This window comes from Enterobacter hormaechei subsp. hoffmannii (assembly GCF_001729745.1).
GTDB classification, from domain to species: Bacteria; Pseudomonadota; Gammaproteobacteria; order Enterobacterales; family Enterobacteriaceae; genus Enterobacter; species Enterobacter intestinihominis.
The window spans coordinates 3,726,627-3,742,889 of record NZ_CP017186.1; the positions used below are offsets into that span (position 1 = coordinate 3,726,627).

Annotated in this window: 17 protein-coding genes and 1 pseudogene; 7 read left to right on the plus strand and 11 right to left on the minus strand. The window is 57.0% G+C overall.

The features are described from left to right. Positions 1–17 precede the first annotated feature (17 nt). From BFV65_RS17515 to BFV65_RS17545, 7 genes are all read right to left on the minus strand, one after another. The gene (locus tag BFV65_RS17515; RefSeq protein WP_069596939.1) at positions 18–1,205 is read right to left on the minus strand and encodes an NAD(P)/FAD-dependent oxidoreductase; all 1,188 of its coding nucleotides are present in this window, start codon (positions 1,203–1,205) and stop codon (positions 18–20) included. After that, positions 1,202–2,128: a VOC family protein gene (locus tag BFV65_RS17520; protein WP_038416706.1), complete on the minus strand. Its 927-nt coding sequence runs from the start codon at positions 2,126–2,128 to the stop codon at positions 1,202–1,204. The genes BFV65_RS17515 and BFV65_RS17520 overlap by 4 nt, the downstream gene beginning before the upstream one ends. A 78-nt stretch (positions 2,129–2,206) precedes the next feature. After that, the gene (locus BFV65_RS17525) at positions 2,207–2,995 is read right to left on the minus strand and encodes an IclR family transcriptional regulator (RefSeq protein WP_032671673.1); all 789 of its coding nucleotides are present in this window, start codon (positions 2,993–2,995) and stop codon (positions 2,207–2,209) included. Positions 2,996–3,007: 12 nt separating this feature from the next. Continuing rightward, the gene (locus tag BFV65_RS17530) at positions 3,008–3,757 is read right to left on the minus strand and encodes an SDR family oxidoreductase (protein WP_069596940.1); all 750 of its coding nucleotides are present in this window, start codon (positions 3,755–3,757) and stop codon (positions 3,008–3,010) included. After that, entirely contained in the window at positions 3,757–4,779 is a 1,023-nt protein-coding gene (locus BFV65_RS17535; RefSeq protein WP_003860047.1) for a Rieske 2Fe-2S domain-containing protein, read from the minus strand. The genes BFV65_RS17530 and BFV65_RS17535 overlap by 1 nt, the downstream gene beginning before the upstream one ends. Positions 4,780–4,789: 10 nt before the next feature. Beyond that, entirely contained in the window at positions 4,790–5,098 is a 309-nt protein-coding gene (locus BFV65_RS17540; RefSeq protein ID WP_022649346.1) for a recombinase-like helix-turn-helix domain-containing protein, read from the minus strand. Continuing rightward, a complete protein-coding gene (locus BFV65_RS17545) occupies positions 5,095–5,418 on the minus strand; it encodes a Rieske (2Fe-2S) protein (RefSeq protein ID WP_003860044.1) in 324 nt (107 codons plus the stop codon). Before BFV65_RS17545 ends, BFV65_RS17540 begins: the two co-directional genes overlap by 4 nt. Positions 5,419–5,833: 415 nt before the next feature. Here BFV65_RS17545 and BFV65_RS22635 point away from each other — a divergent pair. Continuing rightward, positions 5,834–6,165, plus strand: a pseudogene (locus BFV65_RS22635) (MFS transporter); the annotation flags it as partial. Between the two features lie 76 nt (positions 6,166–6,241). Here BFV65_RS22635 and speB read toward each other — a convergent pair. The 4 genes from speB to BFV65_RS23600 all read right to left on the minus strand — a co-directional run bounded on the left by speB (position 6,242) and on the right by BFV65_RS23600 (position 9,724). Next, on the minus strand, positions 6,242–7,162 hold the full coding sequence (gene speB, locus BFV65_RS17555) for an agmatinase (protein ID WP_017382921.1): 921 nt from the start codon (positions 7,160–7,162) through the stop codon (positions 6,242–6,244). 210 nt (positions 7,163–7,372) lie between these two features. Then, positions 7,373–9,349, minus strand: a complete 1,977-nt coding sequence (gene speA / locus BFV65_RS17560; protein ID WP_022649348.1) for a biosynthetic arginine decarboxylase — start codon at positions 9,347–9,349, stop codon at positions 7,373–7,375. A gap of 8 nt (positions 9,350–9,357) precedes the next feature. Then, positions 9,358–9,489, minus strand: a complete 132-nt coding sequence (gene yqgB / locus BFV65_RS22645) for an acid stress response protein YqgB (RefSeq protein ID WP_157886695.1) — start codon at positions 9,487–9,489, stop codon at positions 9,358–9,360. Between the two features lie 94 nt (positions 9,490–9,583). Beyond that, entirely contained in the window at positions 9,584–9,724 is a 141-nt protein-coding gene (locus BFV65_RS23600; protein WP_418251239.1) for a small protein YqgG, read from the minus strand. 425 nt (positions 9,725–10,149) lie between these two features. Between BFV65_RS23600 and metK the strand changes: the two genes are divergently transcribed. The 6 genes from metK to gshB all read left to right on the plus strand — a co-directional run bounded on the left by metK (position 10,150) and on the right by gshB (position 16,235). Further along, on the plus strand, positions 10,150–11,304 hold the full coding sequence (gene metK / locus BFV65_RS17570; protein WP_003860037.1) for a methionine adenosyltransferase: 1,155 nt from the start codon (positions 10,150–10,152) through the stop codon (positions 11,302–11,304). A gap of 416 nt (positions 11,305–11,720) precedes the next feature. After that, positions 11,721–13,118, plus strand: coding sequence for a galactose/proton symporter (gene galP, locus BFV65_RS17575; protein WP_023306911.1), 1,398 nt, complete (start codon positions 11,721–11,723; stop codon positions 13,116–13,118). Positions 13,119–13,177: 59 nt separating this feature from the next. Continuing rightward, positions 13,178–13,675, plus strand: coding sequence for a SprT family zinc-dependent metalloprotease (locus BFV65_RS17580; RefSeq protein ID WP_032626162.1), 498 nt, complete (start codon positions 13,178–13,180; stop codon positions 13,673–13,675). A 94-nt stretch (positions 13,676–13,769) separates the two neighbouring features. Further along, positions 13,770–14,477, plus strand: a complete 708-nt coding sequence (gene endA / locus BFV65_RS17585) for a deoxyribonuclease I (RefSeq protein ID WP_022649352.1) — start codon at positions 13,770–13,772, stop codon at positions 14,475–14,477. 51 nt (positions 14,478–14,528) lie between these two features. Then, entirely contained in the window at positions 14,529–15,260 is a 732-nt protein-coding gene (gene rsmE, locus BFV65_RS17590; protein WP_069596942.1) for a 16S rRNA (uracil(1498)-N(3))-methyltransferase, read from the plus strand. Between the two features lie 27 nt (positions 15,261–15,287). Continuing rightward, entirely contained in the window at positions 15,288–16,235 is a 948-nt protein-coding gene (gene gshB, locus BFV65_RS17595; RefSeq protein WP_003860032.1) for a glutathione synthase, read from the plus strand. The last annotated feature ends 28 nt before the right edge of the window (positions 16,236–16,263 follow it).

The following is a 16,263-nucleotide window of genomic DNA, read 5'->3' on the forward strand; positions in this document are numbered from 1 at the left end:
CTACGGGTGCGGGTTAGCTATCGCAGTGACATCAGTGAAAATGTCGGGTCGGCAAGCGGTACGTTCGACAGATCCCGCCCCGCCGCCATCCAGCGCTTCGCCAGCTTGACGGTGCGCGCATCGTTGAACGCTACCAGCTGCGTCAGCCGCCCGTTTTCATCCAGCGAGAAGAACAGCGCATCTTCACGCACTATCGTTTTACTCTCCGGCTGCGGAATACCGAGGATCTGAATATTGTGCTGATATTGATCCGACCACAGCCACGGCGCGTCGTCATAACCTGGCGCATCGGGGTTGAGCATCGCTTTCGCCGTCGCCACCGCCTGATTCTGGGCGAAGGCCCAGGACTGGATGCACAGGCCGTAGTGATGGTGCTGGGCCACATCGCCAGCGGCAAAGATGAATGGATCCGAGGTGCGTCCATGGGCATCCACCACGATCCCGCGCCCGGTTTTCAGCCCCGCATCAAGCGCCAGCTCCAGATTGAGATCGACGCCGATCCCGACCACGACCGTATCAAAGGTTTCACGGTTGCCGTCGCAGTGGATGACCGGCAGGCCATTATCGTCCTCCAGCTCCAGCACGCCGCAGCCGGTACGGATCTCCACCCCCTGCTCGCGGTGGATGGCCTCCAGGCGCTGCGACACCTCGCCGCTCACCGAGCGCATGCACAGCGCAGGCTGCTGCTCGAATAGCGCGACCGCTACGCCGCTTTTCCGCGCGGAAGCGGCAATCTCAAGGCCAATCCAGCCGCCGCCGATAATCGCCAGTTTGTGACTTTCCGACAGGCGACTTTTCAGGCGCTGCGCGTCCTGCCAGTGGCGCAGGGTGTAGACCTGCGGATGGCTGGCCCACGCCTGCGAAGGCAGGCGCGCCCGCCCGCCGGTAGCGATTAAAAGGATGTTGTAACTAAGACGTTCGCCGTTGCTTAAACGCACGATTTTCTCTTCACGATCGACTGATTCAGCACGCAGCGGGCGGTACCAGATCAGGTTCAGTGCCTGCTGCGCTTCTTCGCTAAACAGCCGCGGAAGCGCGGAGTCCGGCTCCAGCAGAGACGCTTTTGACAGCGGCGGCCGCTCGTAGAAATCCCATTCCTCTTCCGCCACCACGCAAATCTCGCCGTCGAAGCCCTCGTCACGCAGGGTTTTCGCCGCCCAGCCGCCCGCCTGGCCGCCGCCGATAATGACAATGCGCGATGTCATACCGCCTCCGGCTTTTTCTGCTGACGGCGCGTGTCGTGGTCAATCCCGCCCTCCACCGCCCATTCGGTAAAGGAGACCAGGGAGTGCTCCAGCTCACGCGGCTGCCAGTTTTCGGTCAGGTAGTCGTCGTTGGTGTAATACTCAAACGCGCCGCCGGTCGGGCTGTTGACGTACCAGAAGTACGCCGACGACACCGGATGACGGCCCGGCCCGATAAAAGTGCTCCAGTCATGTTTATTCATCGCGATACCGCCGCCGATCACCTCGTGGATGTCGCGCACGGTGAAGGCCACATGGTTGAGGCCGCGCTTGCGGTTCGGCAGTTGCAGCAAGAACAGGTTGTGATGGCCGCCACGCGCCCCGCAGCGCAGGAACACGGCGCGGTTGATATAGCGATCCGAGACCTGGAAGCCGAGCACCTCGCGGTAGAATTTCTCCACTGCCGCCAGCTCTTCCACGAAGAACACCACATGCCCCACGTTGATCGGCTGGGCGCGATCGTAAACCGGGCTGGGCGTGTCGATACGGCGGGCGTCGCCCCACTGGTTTATTGGCTCGACGTTAAGCTCCACGTCGGTCTGCTGGGTCACCTGCACGCGCAGCGTCATGCCGTTCGGATCCAGGCATTCCAGCGCGTCGCCCACTTCACGAAAACCTGGCTGTTGCGCCAGCTTCGGGCGCAGCGCATCCAGCTCAGACTGGCTGGCAACCGCCCAGGTCATGCGGCGCAGAGTGTTGCCCGCTTCAAACGCGGGCGGCAGGTCGGGGCTGTCGATCGGGTTAAGCTCCACGCGCGCGCCGCTCAGGGTGGTGAAACGCTGGCCGCTGGCATCGCCCGTCAGGCCAAAATCACGCATAAATTTGGCGCAGTGCGTCAGGTCTTCCACACCAAATTCCAGCTTTTCAATTCCGGTTATACTCATCGTTCGTTGCCTCATCTGGCCCAGATTGGGCGTAAAACATGCCCGACGCAGTCAAGCGCCTGACGTTAACTCACTGATTTAACTGGCCTGTGACAGATACCCTAAGAAGCCAGAAATTTTATCCGCCGCGAGGCGAACCTCGTTTTGCAGGCGCTCGCGGTCGCTCAGTGGGATCTCCTCCGACGGCACCAGAATGCTGACCACCGCCGCCACGCGGCCGCTTCGGTCATACACCGGGTAGACGATGGAAGAGATGCCGTGGCGGAAGAAGGATTCGCCGATGACATACCCGCGGGCTTTGTCCTGCTGCACCATCTGCCACAGGGCTTCACGGTCGTGAAGCTGCCCCGGCGTGTTGCCCGGCAGGCGCTCATGCGGGAACAGCTGTTCGAAATCAGCGCGGGAAATATCGGTCAACAGCATGCGGCCCAGCGAGGTGCAGTGCACCGGCAGACGGGTACCAATGCTGACCTGGTTGATACGCGACCCGGCGGCGCTGACGCGGGCGATATAGATAATGTCGCGCCCGTCGCGGATCGCCAGATGGCTGCTGCACTGGCTCACGTCGCGCAATTGCTCGATCACCGGCTGGCCGACCTGCGCCACGTCCAGCGAGGCGATGTACTCAAAGCCAAGACGCAGCACGTTCATGCCCAGCGAAAAGGTATTGGTGCGCGTGTTGCGCTCCAGAAATCCCATGTACTCCAGCGTCTGTACCACGCGATAGGCGGTGGCCTTCGGCATATCCACCAGCCGATGCAGTTCGGCAAAGGTCAGATCGCGATGCTGCTCGCCAAAGGCCAACAGCAGCTGTAAACCGCGCTCCAGCCCCGGCACCAGATACTTCACTTCCTGATCGTTTGCCATCATCGCCCTACCTTAGTTAAAGACAAAACCGCCGTTGACCGGGATCAGCTGTCCGGTGATGAACCGCGACAGATCGCTTAACAGCCAGACCACGCTGCCGGTGACGTCTTCCGGCTGCTGCGCGCCCGTTAACGCGCGGCCGTTTTCGTAGAGCTGATGCCGTTCGGCGGGGACATATTCCGTCGCCTCGACGCGGGTTAGCCCCGGCGCGATGGCGTTAATGCGTATACGCTTTTCACCCAGTTCGCGCGCCATTGACCGGGTCATGGCAATCACGGCGCCCTTGCTGGCGACGTAGGCCATCAGGCGCGGCGCGCCCCACAGCGCGGTGTCGGACGCGACGTTCACGATGCCCGCCCCCTCGCGTAGCAGCGGTACGGCGGCGCGCGTTACCAGCCAGGTGCCTTTGACGTTGACGCTCATCACCCGATCCCAGAGATCCGGATCGTAATCGAGCATATTTTTGCCGCCGACGCCCGTCGCCATCGCCGCGTTGTTCACCAGACCGTCAATCTGCCCCTGCTCGCCAATCGCGCTGAACACCTGCTCAATGGACTGCGGATCGGCCAGATCGATAACGTGCGATTCGATCGCATAGCCTTGCTCACACAGCCGGTGGGCGCTCTCGGCCAGCTCGCCTTTGAGGATGTCGCACATCACCACCGCCGCGCCCTGCTCCGCGCAGGTCTGGGAAAAGTGAAAGCCCAGCCCGCGCGCGGCGCCGGTTATGACGATGCGCTTACCGCTCAGCAGCCCGTTCATCAGGCGGCCCCCTGCTGTGCTTCACGCATCGCCAGCTGCTCTTTGGCGGCCTTTTGCATCATGCGACGCAGGCGCGAGAGGCCAACGTCGTGCTGATACAGGTATTCATGATCGCGGGCGTTTGGCGCCAGGCTCTCCAGCACCACGCGGTCCTGCTCCAGCACTTCCCAGTGCAGTTTTTCCAGCCGGTTGCGGTACATGAAGCGCCACATATCGCGCTGCCAGCCCTGCACGCGGCGGATGCGCCAGAAGAAGACGCGGCAGTTGTCGTTATCTTCCGGCACCACCATGCCGACGATAAAGAAGTGGCCGCCCGGCCCGAAACGCTTCTTGTACGGAATGGAGAGACGCATCCAGCAGGTGCCGCTGTTGCCCAGCTCCACCCAGTCGAAGTTGACGCCGCTCTGCCCTTTCTTCTCAAAGATAAAGCCGGTTTTGGTCGGCTGGAGCACCATGTCGGCCTTGCGATCCCCTTCCGCCATCGAGTGCGAGGAGGAGTGCAGATAGGTGCCGTGCATCGGGTCCATCACGTTTTCCAGCGCGTACTGGTAATTGCATTTCCACGCGGCGGTGCAGAGGAAGTTGCTGAAGCTGTCCGTGTCGGCGAGTTCATCCGGGAAGGTCAGTTCGTCCGGCTGCTGATCCGCGGTGACGCCAAACCAGAGGAAGATGGCGCCGTGCGCCTCCTGCACGTTATAGCTGCGCACGCACTGCTGGCCGACCAGCGGACATTTATCCACAGCGGGCACGTCTTTCACCTCGCCGTTGCCCGCCACCTCTACGCCGTGATACCAGCAGGCGATGCGGTCGCCGAGGTTCCAGCCCATCGACAGGCGCGCGCCGCGGTGCGGACAGCGGTCCTCCAGCGCCTGCACCTGGCCGTCTTTGTTGCGCCAGACCACAATCTGCTCGCCCAGGCGGGTGATGCCCACCGGCGCAGACTGCACTTCCCAGCTCGCCAGCACCGGATACCAGAGGCCGCGCAGGCCTTTATCCAGATAGTGTTGTACGGTCGTCGTCATCGCGTTGCCCTCAGTAGCCGTTAACCTGTAAGAATGCCTGGAAGCTGGCGTCGCTCCACGGCTCACCCTGCTGGTCGTGCATGCGCACCGCGTTCAGCCCGTTTACCAGCTCCGGTAAGGTTTCAACGCCCTGTTCGAAGAGCTCTTCCAGCGTCGCAATCAGCTTCACCTCCCAGCTTTCCGGCTCACGGCTGCGGGTCTGCCAGATCAGGTTCTGGTACTCGCCCGGCTTGTGAATGGCGCCATTACCGCCCTCTGCCGGCGGGGTAAACTGGCGGCTTTCCGGCAGCGCCGGGTTGTAGTTCAGCGTGTCGCTCATGCCACGGTCTCCTCAACAAAGGTAATCTGAATCTGATTTTCAAAGACCCGAACCGGGTAACGGTTGAGGTTGCGTCCTCCGGGGCCGTGCAGACACTGGCCGGTTTTGACGTCGAACACCGCCTCGTGCAGCGGGCATTCCACCTTGCCGTCTTCTACGAAGCCCTGACTCAGCAGGGCATAGGCGTGGGGGCATACGTCTTCCAGCGCGTAATATTCACCGTCGATCAGGTAAACGCCGATCTCTTTCCCGTCGACGTTGCCGCTAAAAGGGAAATCTTCCTGTACTTGTTCTGCGTCACATACGCCTATCCAGCTCATCACGATCCTCCAGGCTTTTGTTTCATATATGAAACTCTGTTTCTTATTTAATACGGTCAATATAAAAGCGATGAATGTTTCGTCAAGCGACAATGTGACGAATTTGTTAATCGATCGGCAATTAATTAACTAAGTGTGCAAGGGATCACGAAAAAATGCAGCGATATGAAATTTTCATTATTACAGCGTGAGAAATACGTTTTTTTAATGGCCTCTTATTTTGAATAAAAGATATTGACTTCCTTTCTTTTTACTCTTTAAAAATAAATTAACGTCACCTCTTTCGCGTTTCACCGGTGAAACTGATTTTTAATTTATCTTTAATAAACAATGAGTTTCACAGGTGAATCATTTTAGCTCCGTGACAATCACATTGATGAAAAATATAAGTCACAAAAAACGTAAGGCGGACATGATGACGGCAAGATGGCAAGGCACGATTGCGCTTTTATTACTCATTATTATTTCGTACGTCGATCGGGTAAATATCTCGGTAATGATTTTAAACCCGGAATTTGCCGAACATTTTCAGTTAAATGAAAAAAGAATGTTACAGGACCTACTCATGACTGTTTTCTTCTGGGTTATGGTTTTTCCGCTCTATTATTAACGCCGGTTATTGAAAGCAAACTTCATTATCGGCAGGGATTATTAAGCAGCATTGCGATTTGGGCCGCGGTCTGCGCGGTTTCGCCTTTGTTAGGCTCGCTGACGGGAATGGTCATCGCCCGCGAAATAACCGGGATTTGTCCACACCTTCACGCTGGCCTGGGGAATGTTGCTGCTGCGCATGCGGCGCGCAGCAGCAATCAGCGCGTAAGGCTTATTCGCCTTTTTTCGCTGCCTGGATGTAGAGCATTTCCAGCGCCAGGGTCGCCGCGGCCAGCGCGGTGATCTCGGACTGGTCATAGGCCGGAGCCACTTCCACCACGTCCATCCCGACAATGTTCAGATCCTTCAGGCCGCGCACCAGCTTGATGGCGCGATCTGACGTCAGGCCGCCGATCACCGGCGTACCGGTACCCGGTGCGAATGCCGGATCCAGGCAGTCGATGTCGAAGGTCAGGTAGACAGGCATATCGCCGACGATCTGCTTAACCTGAGCCAGAATATCGTCCACGCCGCGATCGTTCACCTGGCCCGCGTCGAGTACGGTGAAGCCGTTGTCTTTGTCGAACTCGGTGCGGATGCCGATCTGCACGGAGTGGTTCGGATCGATCAGGCCTTCTTTCGGCGCGGTGTAGAACATGGTGCCGTGGTCGAATTCGCAGCCGTTCGCGTAGGTGTCGGTATGCGCGTCAAAGTGCACCAGCGCCATTTTACCGAAGTGCTTCGCGTGGGCGCGCAGCAGCGGCAGGGTCACGAAGTGGTCACCGCCGAAGGAGAGCATGCGTTTACCGGCCGCCAGCAGCTTCTCGGCGTGCGCCTGCAATTTTTCGCTCATTTCGCGCGCGTCACCGAAGGCGTACACCAGATCACCGCAGTCCACCACGTTCAGGCGCTCGCGCATGTCGAAGTTCCACGGGAAGCGGTTGTGCTCCCAGGCCAGGTTGGTGGAAACCTGACGGATTGCCGCCGGGCCATGACGTCCACCCGCACGACCGGACGTTGCCATATCGAACGGTACGCCGGTGATCACCCAGTCAGCATCGCTGTCGTAAGGCTGGAAGTTCATCGGAAGGCGTAAAAAACCAAACGCGTTAGATACCAGAGAATTATCGTACTGATGACCTAAAGTGCTCATGTCCTGACCTCTTATAAAGTCGATACATTAAAAACAGATGAAAAAAAATCCCCTCCGCGTCGTTAAACCCGACGAGGAAGGGATTGATTCGTAAATCGCATAGTGGGGCGAATTATCGCCGTTAATTCATACGGGTTCAAGTGAGTATAGGGCATCGTGCGGTCTGATGCCCTCACCCCAACCCTCTCCCACCGGGAGAGGGAGGTTTTACTACTCGTCTTCCAGATACGTATACCCGTACAGACCCGCTTCAAACTCTTCCAGGAACTGCTGCTGCAAGGCATCGTCCAGACCGGTGTTTTTGACCTGATCGCGGAACTGGGTGAGCAGTTTTTTCGGATCCAGCTGAACGTATTCGAGCATATCCGCCACGGTGTCCCCTTCGTCGGACAGCTCAACCTCCACGCTGCCGTCAGGGAAGACAAACACGTCAACCGCTTCGGTATCACCGAACAGGTTGTGCATGTTGCCGAGGATCTCCTGATACGCACCCACCATAAAGAAGCCCAGCATTGGCGGGTTCTCCGGATCGTACTCCGGCATTGGCATGGTCGTTGCGATACCGTCACCGTCGACGTAGTGGTCAATCGCGCCGTCTGAGTCACAGGTAATGTCCAGCAGCACCGCGCGGCGTTCAGGCGCATGATTCAACCCTTCCAGCGGCAGAACCGGGAACAGCTGGTCGATACCCCAGGCATCCGGCATCGACTGGAACAGGGAGAAGTTGACGTACATTTTGTCCGCCATACGTTCCTGCAACTCGTCGATAATCGGACGGTGCGCGCGGTTGCTCGGATCGAGCTGCTTCTGCACTTCATGGCACATGTTCAGATAGAGCTGCTCCGCCCACGCGCGTTCCTGCAGGCTAAAGGTGCCTGAAGAATAACCGACGTGAATGTCGTGCAGATCCATCTGGCTGTCGTGCAGCCATTCGCGCAGAGAACGACGCGTGCCCGGCTCGTGCATCTCCTGCCAGGTTTCCCACATGCTTTGCAGGGAACGTGGGGCATCGTCTGCCGGAGGCGTGGCTTCAGTGATTTCGCTGCGCTCAACGCCGATGATGTTAGAGACCAGCACCGTATGGTGCGCAGTGACCGCGCGGCCGGATTCGGTGATCACCGTCGGGTGCGGCAGGCCGTGCTCTTCGCAGGCATCGCCAATCGCCCAGATAATGTTGTTGGCGTATTCGTTCAGGCCGTAGTTGACCGAGCAGTCAGACTGCGAGCGTGTCCCTTCGTAATCCACGCCCAGGCCACCGCCCACGTCAAAGCACTGAATATTTACGCCAAGCTTGTGCAGCTCAACGTAGAAACGTGCCGATTCACGCACGCCGGTGGCGATGTCGCGAATGTTGGCCATCTGCGAGCCAAGGTGGAAGTGCAGCAGCTGAATGCTGTCCAGACGACCGCGCTCGCGCAGTATTTCCACCAGCTGAAGCACCTGGTTCGCCGCGAGGCCGAACTTGGATTTTTCACCGCCGGAAGACTGCCATTTACCGGAACCCTGCGACGCCAGTCGCGCACGCACGCCAAGGCGTGGGATCACGTTCAGACGCTCGGCCTCTTCCAGCACGATCGCGATTTCGGTCATCTTCTCGATCACCAGATAGACCTTGTGGCCCATCTTCTCGCCAATCAGCGCCAGACGAATGTATTCGCGGTCTTTATAGCCGTTACAGACGATCACCGACCGGGTCATGCCCGCGTGCGCCAGAACCGCCATCAGCTCCGCTTTGGAGCCAGCTTCCAGGCCCAGCGGTTCGCCGGAGTGGATCAGGGACTCAATCACGCGACGGTGCTGGTTTACCTTGATCGGGTAAACGAGGAAATAGTCGCCGTTATAACCATACGATTCCCGCGCGCGTTTGAACGCGGCGTTAATAGAACGCAGGCGATGTTGCAGGATCTGCGGGAAGCAGAACAGTGCAGGCAAGCGCTGACCCTGGGCTTCACGGGCTTTCACCAGCTTAGCGAGATCCACGCGCGCTTCCGGGACGTCCGGATCCGGGCAGACACTGATGTGGCCCAGCTCGTTAACGTCGTAGTAGTTATTGCCCCACCAGGCAATATTGTAAGTGCGCAGCATCTTGCTGGCTTCCTGGGAGCTCATCGCAACCTCCTGCATAGAACGTAGTACACCCTGTTCGCCTGCTGACGAAGGCGAAAGCGAAGACATGTCGTCAGACATAGCGAACCTCAACTCTTTGTATTAAGTGTAAAACAGTTGACTACTATCGCAGCGTTATACGGCGATAACAACCCATTAACGGCTCCATTTCTCAGCAGAGTATGCTGAAATCCAGACCGTGCGACCGGTTTCTTATTCATATCATTGTAAAACACGTATCCGAACTCTGTATGACAAGGTTCGGCGAAACCACGAGAAAACTCCTGTATTAACAAGAGCGCCCTTGTTCAGTTTTCACAAAGCGTGACCGGCTCTGGAATCCTGAGAAGCACCGAGATGGGTATAACATCGGCAGGTGTTTAGACCAGAAGTGCGGGTGGGAATCAAATGCGCGCCAGAACGGCTGCGCTGAATGAGCGGAAAACAATGGTTCATTATCTCGTATCACCTCCACGGCCGCCTCTGCTGAAACGGACCACAAGCCAAAGCTAAAAGTTCACTGCTTAACCCGGCTGGAAGTGGCGACACGATGTGTTCATCGAGCGCTTATTTTATATGAGCCGCGCGCCGCGTTTTATACCGAGAAGGTCGCTAAAAAGCAAAACAAAAATGCGCAGGTTGCCAGCGCCGTCAGGAAAAATTTCCAGCCGTGTTTTCAACGCAGTGAGAGGTGAGTCAAAAAAAACTGGAAATCGGGTGAAGAAGTGACCTAAAATAGACGTCCAGATGTTAATCCATCCATACCGATTAACACTCAGACTGCCAGTGTCAAAATCCTGCAGGCCTTGGTAGAATTATCTCCTTTGGCTATTCCACACAGCAGTTCGAGCTAACCAAATTCCTTTTAGGTGAAATAAAACATGGCAAAACACCTGTTTACGTCCGAGTCCGTATCAGAAGGACATCCTGATAAAATTGCTGACCAAATCTCCGATGCGGTGCTGGATGCGATCCTCGCGCAGGATCCAAAGGCGCGCGTAGCGTGTGAAACCTATGTCAAAACCGGCATGGTTCTGGTTGGCGGTGAGATCACCACCAGCGCATGGGTTGATATCGAAGAGATCACCCGTAACACGGTGCGTGAGATCGGTTATGTACATTCTGATATGGGCTTTGATGCCAACTCCTGCGCCGTACTGAGCGCTATCGGCAAACAGTCCCCGGACATCAACCAGGGCGTTGACCGTGCCGATCCGCTGGAACAGGGCGCGGGCGACCAGGGCCTGATGTTCGGCTACGCGACCAACGAAACCGACGTGCTGATGCCAGCGCCGGTGACTTACGCACACCGTCTGGTGCAGCGTCAGGCTGAAGTGCGTAAAAACGGCACCCTGCCGTGGCTGCGTCCGGATGCGAAAAGCCAGGTGACCTTCCAGTATGACGACGGGAAAATCGTCGGCATTGATGCCGTGGTTCTTTCCACGCAGCATGCTGAAGAGATTGACCAGAAATCCCTGCAGGAAGCGGTGATGGAAGAGATCATCAAGCCGGTTCTGCCAACTGAATGGCTGAGCTCTGCGACCAAATTCTTCATCAACCCAACCGGACGCTTCGTTATCGGCGGCCCAATGGGTGACTGCGGTCTGACCGGTCGTAAAATCATCGTAGATACCTACGGCGGCATGGCGCGCCACGGTGGCGGCGCGTTCTCCGGTAAAGACCCGTCTAAAGTGGACCGTTCTGCGGCGTACGCTGCACGTTATGTGGCGAAAAACATCGTTGCTGCGGGCCTGGCTGACCGCTGTGAAATTCAGGTTTCCTACGCCATCGGCGTGGCTGAGCCAACCTCCATCATGGTGGAAACCTTCGGTACTGAAAAAGTGCCTTCTGAACAGCTGACCCTGCTGGTGCGTGAGTTCTTCGACCTGCGTCCATACGGTCTGATTCAGATGCTGGATCTGCTGCACCCAATCTACCAGGAAACCGCAGCGTACGGTCACTTTGGTCGCGAACATTTCCCTTGGGAAAAAACCGACAAAGCCGCCCTGCTGCGTGATGCTGCCGGTCTGAAATAATCGACTGCCAGCAGCTTAAACAGGCCAACCTTTGTGCTGGCCTTTTTTATGTCGGGTGGCGGCTATGCCTTACCTGACCTACGGGTAGTGAATTTTTGTAGGCCGGGTAAGGCGCAGCCGCCACCCGGCAATGTTTGGAACCGTTTACACCTCACTCTCTATACCCCGCTTTCAGAATATTCTCTTTGCATGATCGCATTTCTTCTGCTGTTACATTCCCTTTCAGTTAAGTCTGAAATTTGTGCAAACGCGATGCATATCAATTAATTTACCTCTATATTTTCAAAGCTTTAATTATTTTTACGGTTACAAACTAGTGTAACCGATTACACCGTTGTGATTTGACTCACATATTTTTATGAGCCGCTCACCTACTCTTAATATCGTAAAAACTGATAACCCAACTGGAGGGCATAATGCCTGACAATAATAAACAGGGGCGTACGTCCAATAAGGCAATGACGTTCTTCGTCTGCTTCCTCGCCGCTCTGGCAGGATTACTCTTTGGCCTGGATATTGGCGTAATTGCCGGTGCATTACCTTTCATCACCGATGAGTTCCAGATTAGCGCACACACTCAGGAATGGGTGGTCAGCTCCATGATGTTCGGTGCCGCCGTCGGCGCGGTCGGCAGCGGCTGGCTCTCCTTTAAGCTCGGGCGTAAAAAGAGCCTGATGATCGGCGCGATCCTGTTCGTTGCCGGCTCACTGTTCTCTGCCGCTGCGCCTAACGTTGAAGTGCTGATCCTCTCCCGCGTGCTGCTCGGTCTGGCAGTGGGCGTGGCGTCTTATACTGCCCCGCTGTACCTGTCTGAAATCGCACCGGAAAAAATCCGCGGCAGCATGATTTCCATGTACCAGCTGATGATCACCATCGGTATTCTGGGGGCTTATCTTTCCGATACCGCCTTCAGCTACAGCGGCGCATGGCGCTGGATGCTGGGCGTCATCATCATTCCGGCCATTCTGCTGCTGATTGGTGTCTTCTTCCTGCCGGACAGCCCGCGCTGGTTCGCCGCCAAACGCCGCTTCCACGATGCCGAACGCGTGCTCTTACGCCTGCGTGATACCAGCGCCGAAGCCAAAAACGAGCTGGAAGAGATCCGCGAAAGCCTGAAGGTCAAACAGTCCGGCTGGGCGCTGTTCAAAGAGAACAGCAACTTCCGCCGCGCGGTGTTCCTCGGTGTGCTGTTACAGATCATGCAACAGTTCACCGGGATGAACGTCATCATGTATTACGCGCCGAAAATCTTCGAACTGGCGGGCTACACCAACACCACCGAACAGATGTGGGGCACCGTGATCGTCGGCCTGACCAACGTGCTGGCGACCTTTATCGCTATCGGTCTGGTGGACCGCTGGGGGCGTAAACCAACCCTGACGCTGGGCTTCCTGGTGATGGCCATCGGGATGGGCGTGCTGGGTACCATGATGCACATGGGCATTCACTCCCCAACGGCACAGTACTTCGCCGTGGCGATGCTGCTGATGTTTATCATTGGGTTTGCGATGAGCGCCGGTCCGCTGATTTGGGTACTGTGTTCTGAGATCCAGCCGCTGAAAGGGCGTGATTTTGGTATCACCTGCTCTACCGCAACCAACTGGATTGCCAACATGATCGTCGGCGCAACGTTCCTGACCATGCTCAATACCCTGGGTAATGCCAATACCTTCTGGGTCTACGCCGGTCTGAACCTGTTCTTTATTGTTCTCACGATCTGGCTGGTTCCTGAAACCAAACATGTTTCACTGGAACACATTGAACGTAACCTGATGAAAGGTCGTCCTCTGCGCGAAATCGGCGCACACGACTGATCCTCCTGCGGGGAGGCGCCTCTTGCGCCTCCCCGCTTCCCGCTTTATGCTCTGCCCCTATGAAATCTCCCCGTCTCCCCATCGCCATTCAGCAAGCCGTTATGCGCAGCCTGCGGGAAAAACTCGCCCAGGCCAACCTGAAGCTCGGCCGCAATTATCCTGAACCGAAGCTGGTCTATCAGCAGCGTGGCACCGCGGCGGGCACCGCCTGGCTGGAATCGTATGAGATCCGCCTGAATCCGGTGTTGATGATGGAAAATCAGCAGGCGTTTATCGAAGAAGTGGTGCCGCACGAGCTGGCCCACCTTCTGGTGTGGAAACACTTTGGCCGCGTCGCGCCGCACGGCAAAGAGTGGAAATGGATGATGGAGGCGGTGCTCGGCGTTCCGGCTCGCCGCACCCACCAGTTCGAGCTGGAATCGGTACGCCGCAATACGTTTCCCTACCGCTGCCAGTGCCAGCAGCACCAGCTTACCGTCCGCCGTCACAACCGCGTGGTGCGCGGCGAGGCTACCTATCGCTGCGTAAAGTGCGGCGAACCACTGGTGGCGGAATAATCGCTCGAACTTTCAGGAACTTTCCTGATCTGACTGATTGCATACGGGAACAACATTCGTTACGTTGCGGGCTCGTTTTGACACGGAGTGTAAGATGTCCCGTAATGTTTCTCTCGCAGTCGCTTTTCTGGCGACGGCGCTCTCCGGCCATGCTCTGGCCGACGGTATTCACAGTTTCTCACAGGCAAAAACCGCAGGCGTAAAGATTAACGCCGACGTACCGGGTGATTTCTACTGCGGCTGTAAAATTAACTGGCAGGGTAAGAAAGGGGTCGTGGATCTGGGATCCTGCGGCTATAAGGTGCGCAAGAACGAGAACCGCGCCAGCCGAATCGAATGGGAACACGTTGTTCCGGCCTGGCAGTTTGGCCACCAGCGCCAGTGCTGGCAGGACGGTGGACGTAAAAATTGCGCAAAAGATCCGGTCTACCGCCAGATGGAAAGCGATATGCACAACCTGCAACCCGCAGTGGGTGAAGTCAATGGCGACCGCGGAAACTTCATGTACAGCCAGTGGAACGGTGGCGAAGGCCAGTACGGTCAGTGCGCCATGAAGGTCGATTTCAAAGAGAAACTCGCCGAACCGCCTGCCCGCGCGCGCGGCAGCATCGCCCGCACTTACTTCTATATGCGTGACCGCTACGATCTCAACCTTTCCCGCCAGCAGACGCAACTCTTCAATGCCTGGGACAAGCTCTACCCGGTGACGGACTGGGAATGCCAGCGCGACGAACGTATCGCCAAAGTCCAGGGGAATCACAACCCTTACGTCCAGCGGGCTTGCCAGGCGCAAAAGAGCTAACCTACACTACGGCAATTCGCTTATATCGCATGACACATGGAATTTCTGACTATGCGCATCCCTCGCATCTATCACCCTGAACTGATTACCCTAGGCGGCGAAATCGCCCTGTCTGATGATGCCGCAAACCACGTAGGCCGCGTGCTGCGCATGGGCGCAGGCCAGGCGATTCAGCTCTTTGACGGCTCTAATCAGATTTTTGACGCTGAAATTACGCGCGCCGATAAAAAAAGCGTGCACGTGAAGGTGCTGCGTGGCGACGTGGACGACCGGGAATCCCCGCTGCACATTCACCTTGGCCAGGTGATGTCGCGCGGGGAAAAGATGGAGTTCACCATTCAGAAATCCATTGAACTGGGTGTAAGCCTCATTACGCCACTTTTTTCTGAGCGCTGCGGCGTTAAACTGGATGCGGAACGTCTGAACAAAAAGATCCAGCAGTGGCAGAAAATTGCCATTGCAGCCTGTGAACAGAGTGGCCGCAACCGCATCCCGGAGATCCGCCCGGCGATGGATCTGGAGGACTGGTGTGCAGAAGAGGAAAGCGGGCTTAAGCTTAATCTTCATCCGCGCGCCAGCGCCAGCATCAATACGCTGCCGCTGCCCGTTGAGCGCGTACGCCTGCTGATTGGCCCGGAAGGCGGCCTGTCGGCTGACGAAATTGCCATGACGGCGCGTTACCAGTTTACTGATATTCTGTTGGGACCTCGCGTTCTGCGCACTGAGACAACGGCACTCACCGCCATTACCGCGCTACAGGTGCGATTTGGCGATCTGGGTTGAAGCAAAGACCCATAACCGGAGAAGAAGATGATTAAGCTCGGCATCGTGATGGACCCCATCGCAAACATTAACATTAAGAAAGATTCCAGCTTCGCTATGCTGCTGGAAGCGCAGCGTCGCGGCTATGAACTCCACTATATGGAGATGAACGATCTGTACCTGATCAACGGTGAAGCCCGCGCACGTACCCGCATCGTTAACGTCGAGCAGAACTACGAAAAATGGTACGAATTCGGCACCGAGCAGGATATTGCCCTGGCCGACCTTAACGTCATCCTGATGCGTAAAGATCCGCCGTTCGACACCGAATACATTTACTCCACCTATATCCTTGAACGTGCCGAAGAGAAAGGCACGCTGATCGTCAACAAGCCGCAGAGCCTGCGCGACTGCAACGAGAAGCTCTATACCGCATGGTTCTCTGACCTGACGCCGGAAACGCTGGTCACCCGCAGCAAAACGCAGCTGAAAGAATTCTGGCAGAAGCACGGCGACATCATCATGAAGCCGCTGGACGGCATGGGCGGCGCATCGATCTTCCGCGTGAAAGAGGGCGACCCGAACATTGGCGTGATTGCCGAAACGCTGACCGAGCTGGGGACCCGCTACTGCATGGCGCAAAACTATCTGCCGGCCATTAAAGACGGCGACAAGCGTGTGCTGGTTGTAGACGGCGAGCCGGTGCCTTACTGCCTGGCGCGTATCCCGCAGGGTGGTGAAACCCGTGGCAACCTGGCGGCCGGAGGTCGTGGCGAACCGCGTCCGTTAAGCGAAAGCGACTGGGAAATTGCCCGCCGCGTCGGCCCTACGCTGAAAGCCAAAGGCCTGATCTTCGTTGGCCTCGATATCATCGGCGATCGTCTGACCGAAGTGAACGTCACCAGCCCGACCTGCATTCGTGAGATCGAAGCGGAATTCCCGATCTCGATCACCGGAATGCTGATGGACGCTATCGAAAAACGTTTACAGAAATAACCTGTGACAGCGCCTGTGTTTATCCCCA

Bases quoted from the DNA above. Each gene is read 5' to 3' on its own strand.
- yqgB (WP_157886695.1), bottom strand. From the start codon at position 9,489: ATGAATAAGAAACCGGTCGCACGGTCTGGATTTCAGCATACTCTGCTG.
- BFV65_RS17540 (WP_022649346.1), bottom strand. From the start codon at position 5,098: ATGAGCGACACGCTGAACTACAACCCGGCGCTGCCGGAAAGCCGCCAG.
- speA (WP_022649348.1), bottom strand. From the start codon at position 9,349: ATGTCTGACGACATGTCTTCGCTTTCGCCTTCGTCAGCAGGCGAACAG.
- BFV65_RS17545 (WP_003860044.1), bottom strand. From the start codon at position 5,418: ATGAGCTGGATAGGCGTATGTGACGCAGAACAAGTACAGGAAGATTTC.
- BFV65_RS17525 (WP_032671673.1), bottom strand. From the start codon at position 2,995: ATGGCAAACGATCAGGAAGTGAAGTATCTGGTGCCGGGGCTGGAGCGC.
- BFV65_RS17535 (WP_003860047.1), bottom strand. From the start codon at position 4,779: ATGACGACGACCGTACAACACTATCTGGATAAAGGCCTGCGCGGCCTC.
- BFV65_RS17580 (WP_032626162.1), top strand. From the start codon at position 13,178: ATGAAATCTCCCCGTCTCCCCATCGCCATTCAGCAAGCCGTTATGCGC.
- BFV65_RS17530 (WP_069596940.1), bottom strand. From the start codon at position 3,757: ATGAACGGGCTGCTGAGCGGTAAGCGCATCGTCATAACCGGCGCCGCG.
- BFV65_RS17515 (WP_069596939.1), bottom strand. From the start codon at position 1,205: ATGACATCGCGCATTGTCATTATCGGCGGCGGCCAGGCGGGCGGCTGG.
- endA (WP_022649352.1), top strand. From the start codon at position 13,770: ATGTCCCGTAATGTTTCTCTCGCAGTCGCTTTTCTGGCGACGGCGCTC.
- BFV65_RS17520 (WP_038416706.1), bottom strand. From the start codon at position 2,128: ATGAGTATAACCGGAATTGAAAAGCTGGAATTTGGTGTGGAAGACCTG.
- metK (WP_003860037.1), top strand. From the start codon at position 10,150: ATGGCAAAACACCTGTTTACGTCCGAGTCCGTATCAGAAGGACATCCT.
- galP (WP_023306911.1), top strand. From the start codon at position 11,721: ATGCCTGACAATAATAAACAGGGGCGTACGTCCAATAAGGCAATGACG.
- rsmE (WP_069596942.1), top strand. From the start codon at position 14,529: ATGCGCATCCCTCGCATCTATCACCCTGAACTGATTACCCTAGGCGGC.
- speB (WP_017382921.1), bottom strand. From the start codon at position 7,162: ATGAGCACTTTAGGTCATCAGTACGATAATTCTCTGGTATCTAACGCG.
- BFV65_RS23600 (WP_418251239.1), bottom strand. From the start codon at position 9,724: ATGAACCATTGTTTTCCGCTCATTCAGCGCAGCCGTTCTGGCGCGCAT.
- gshB (WP_003860032.1), top strand. From the start codon at position 15,288: ATGATTAAGCTCGGCATCGTGATGGACCCCATCGCAAACATTAACATT.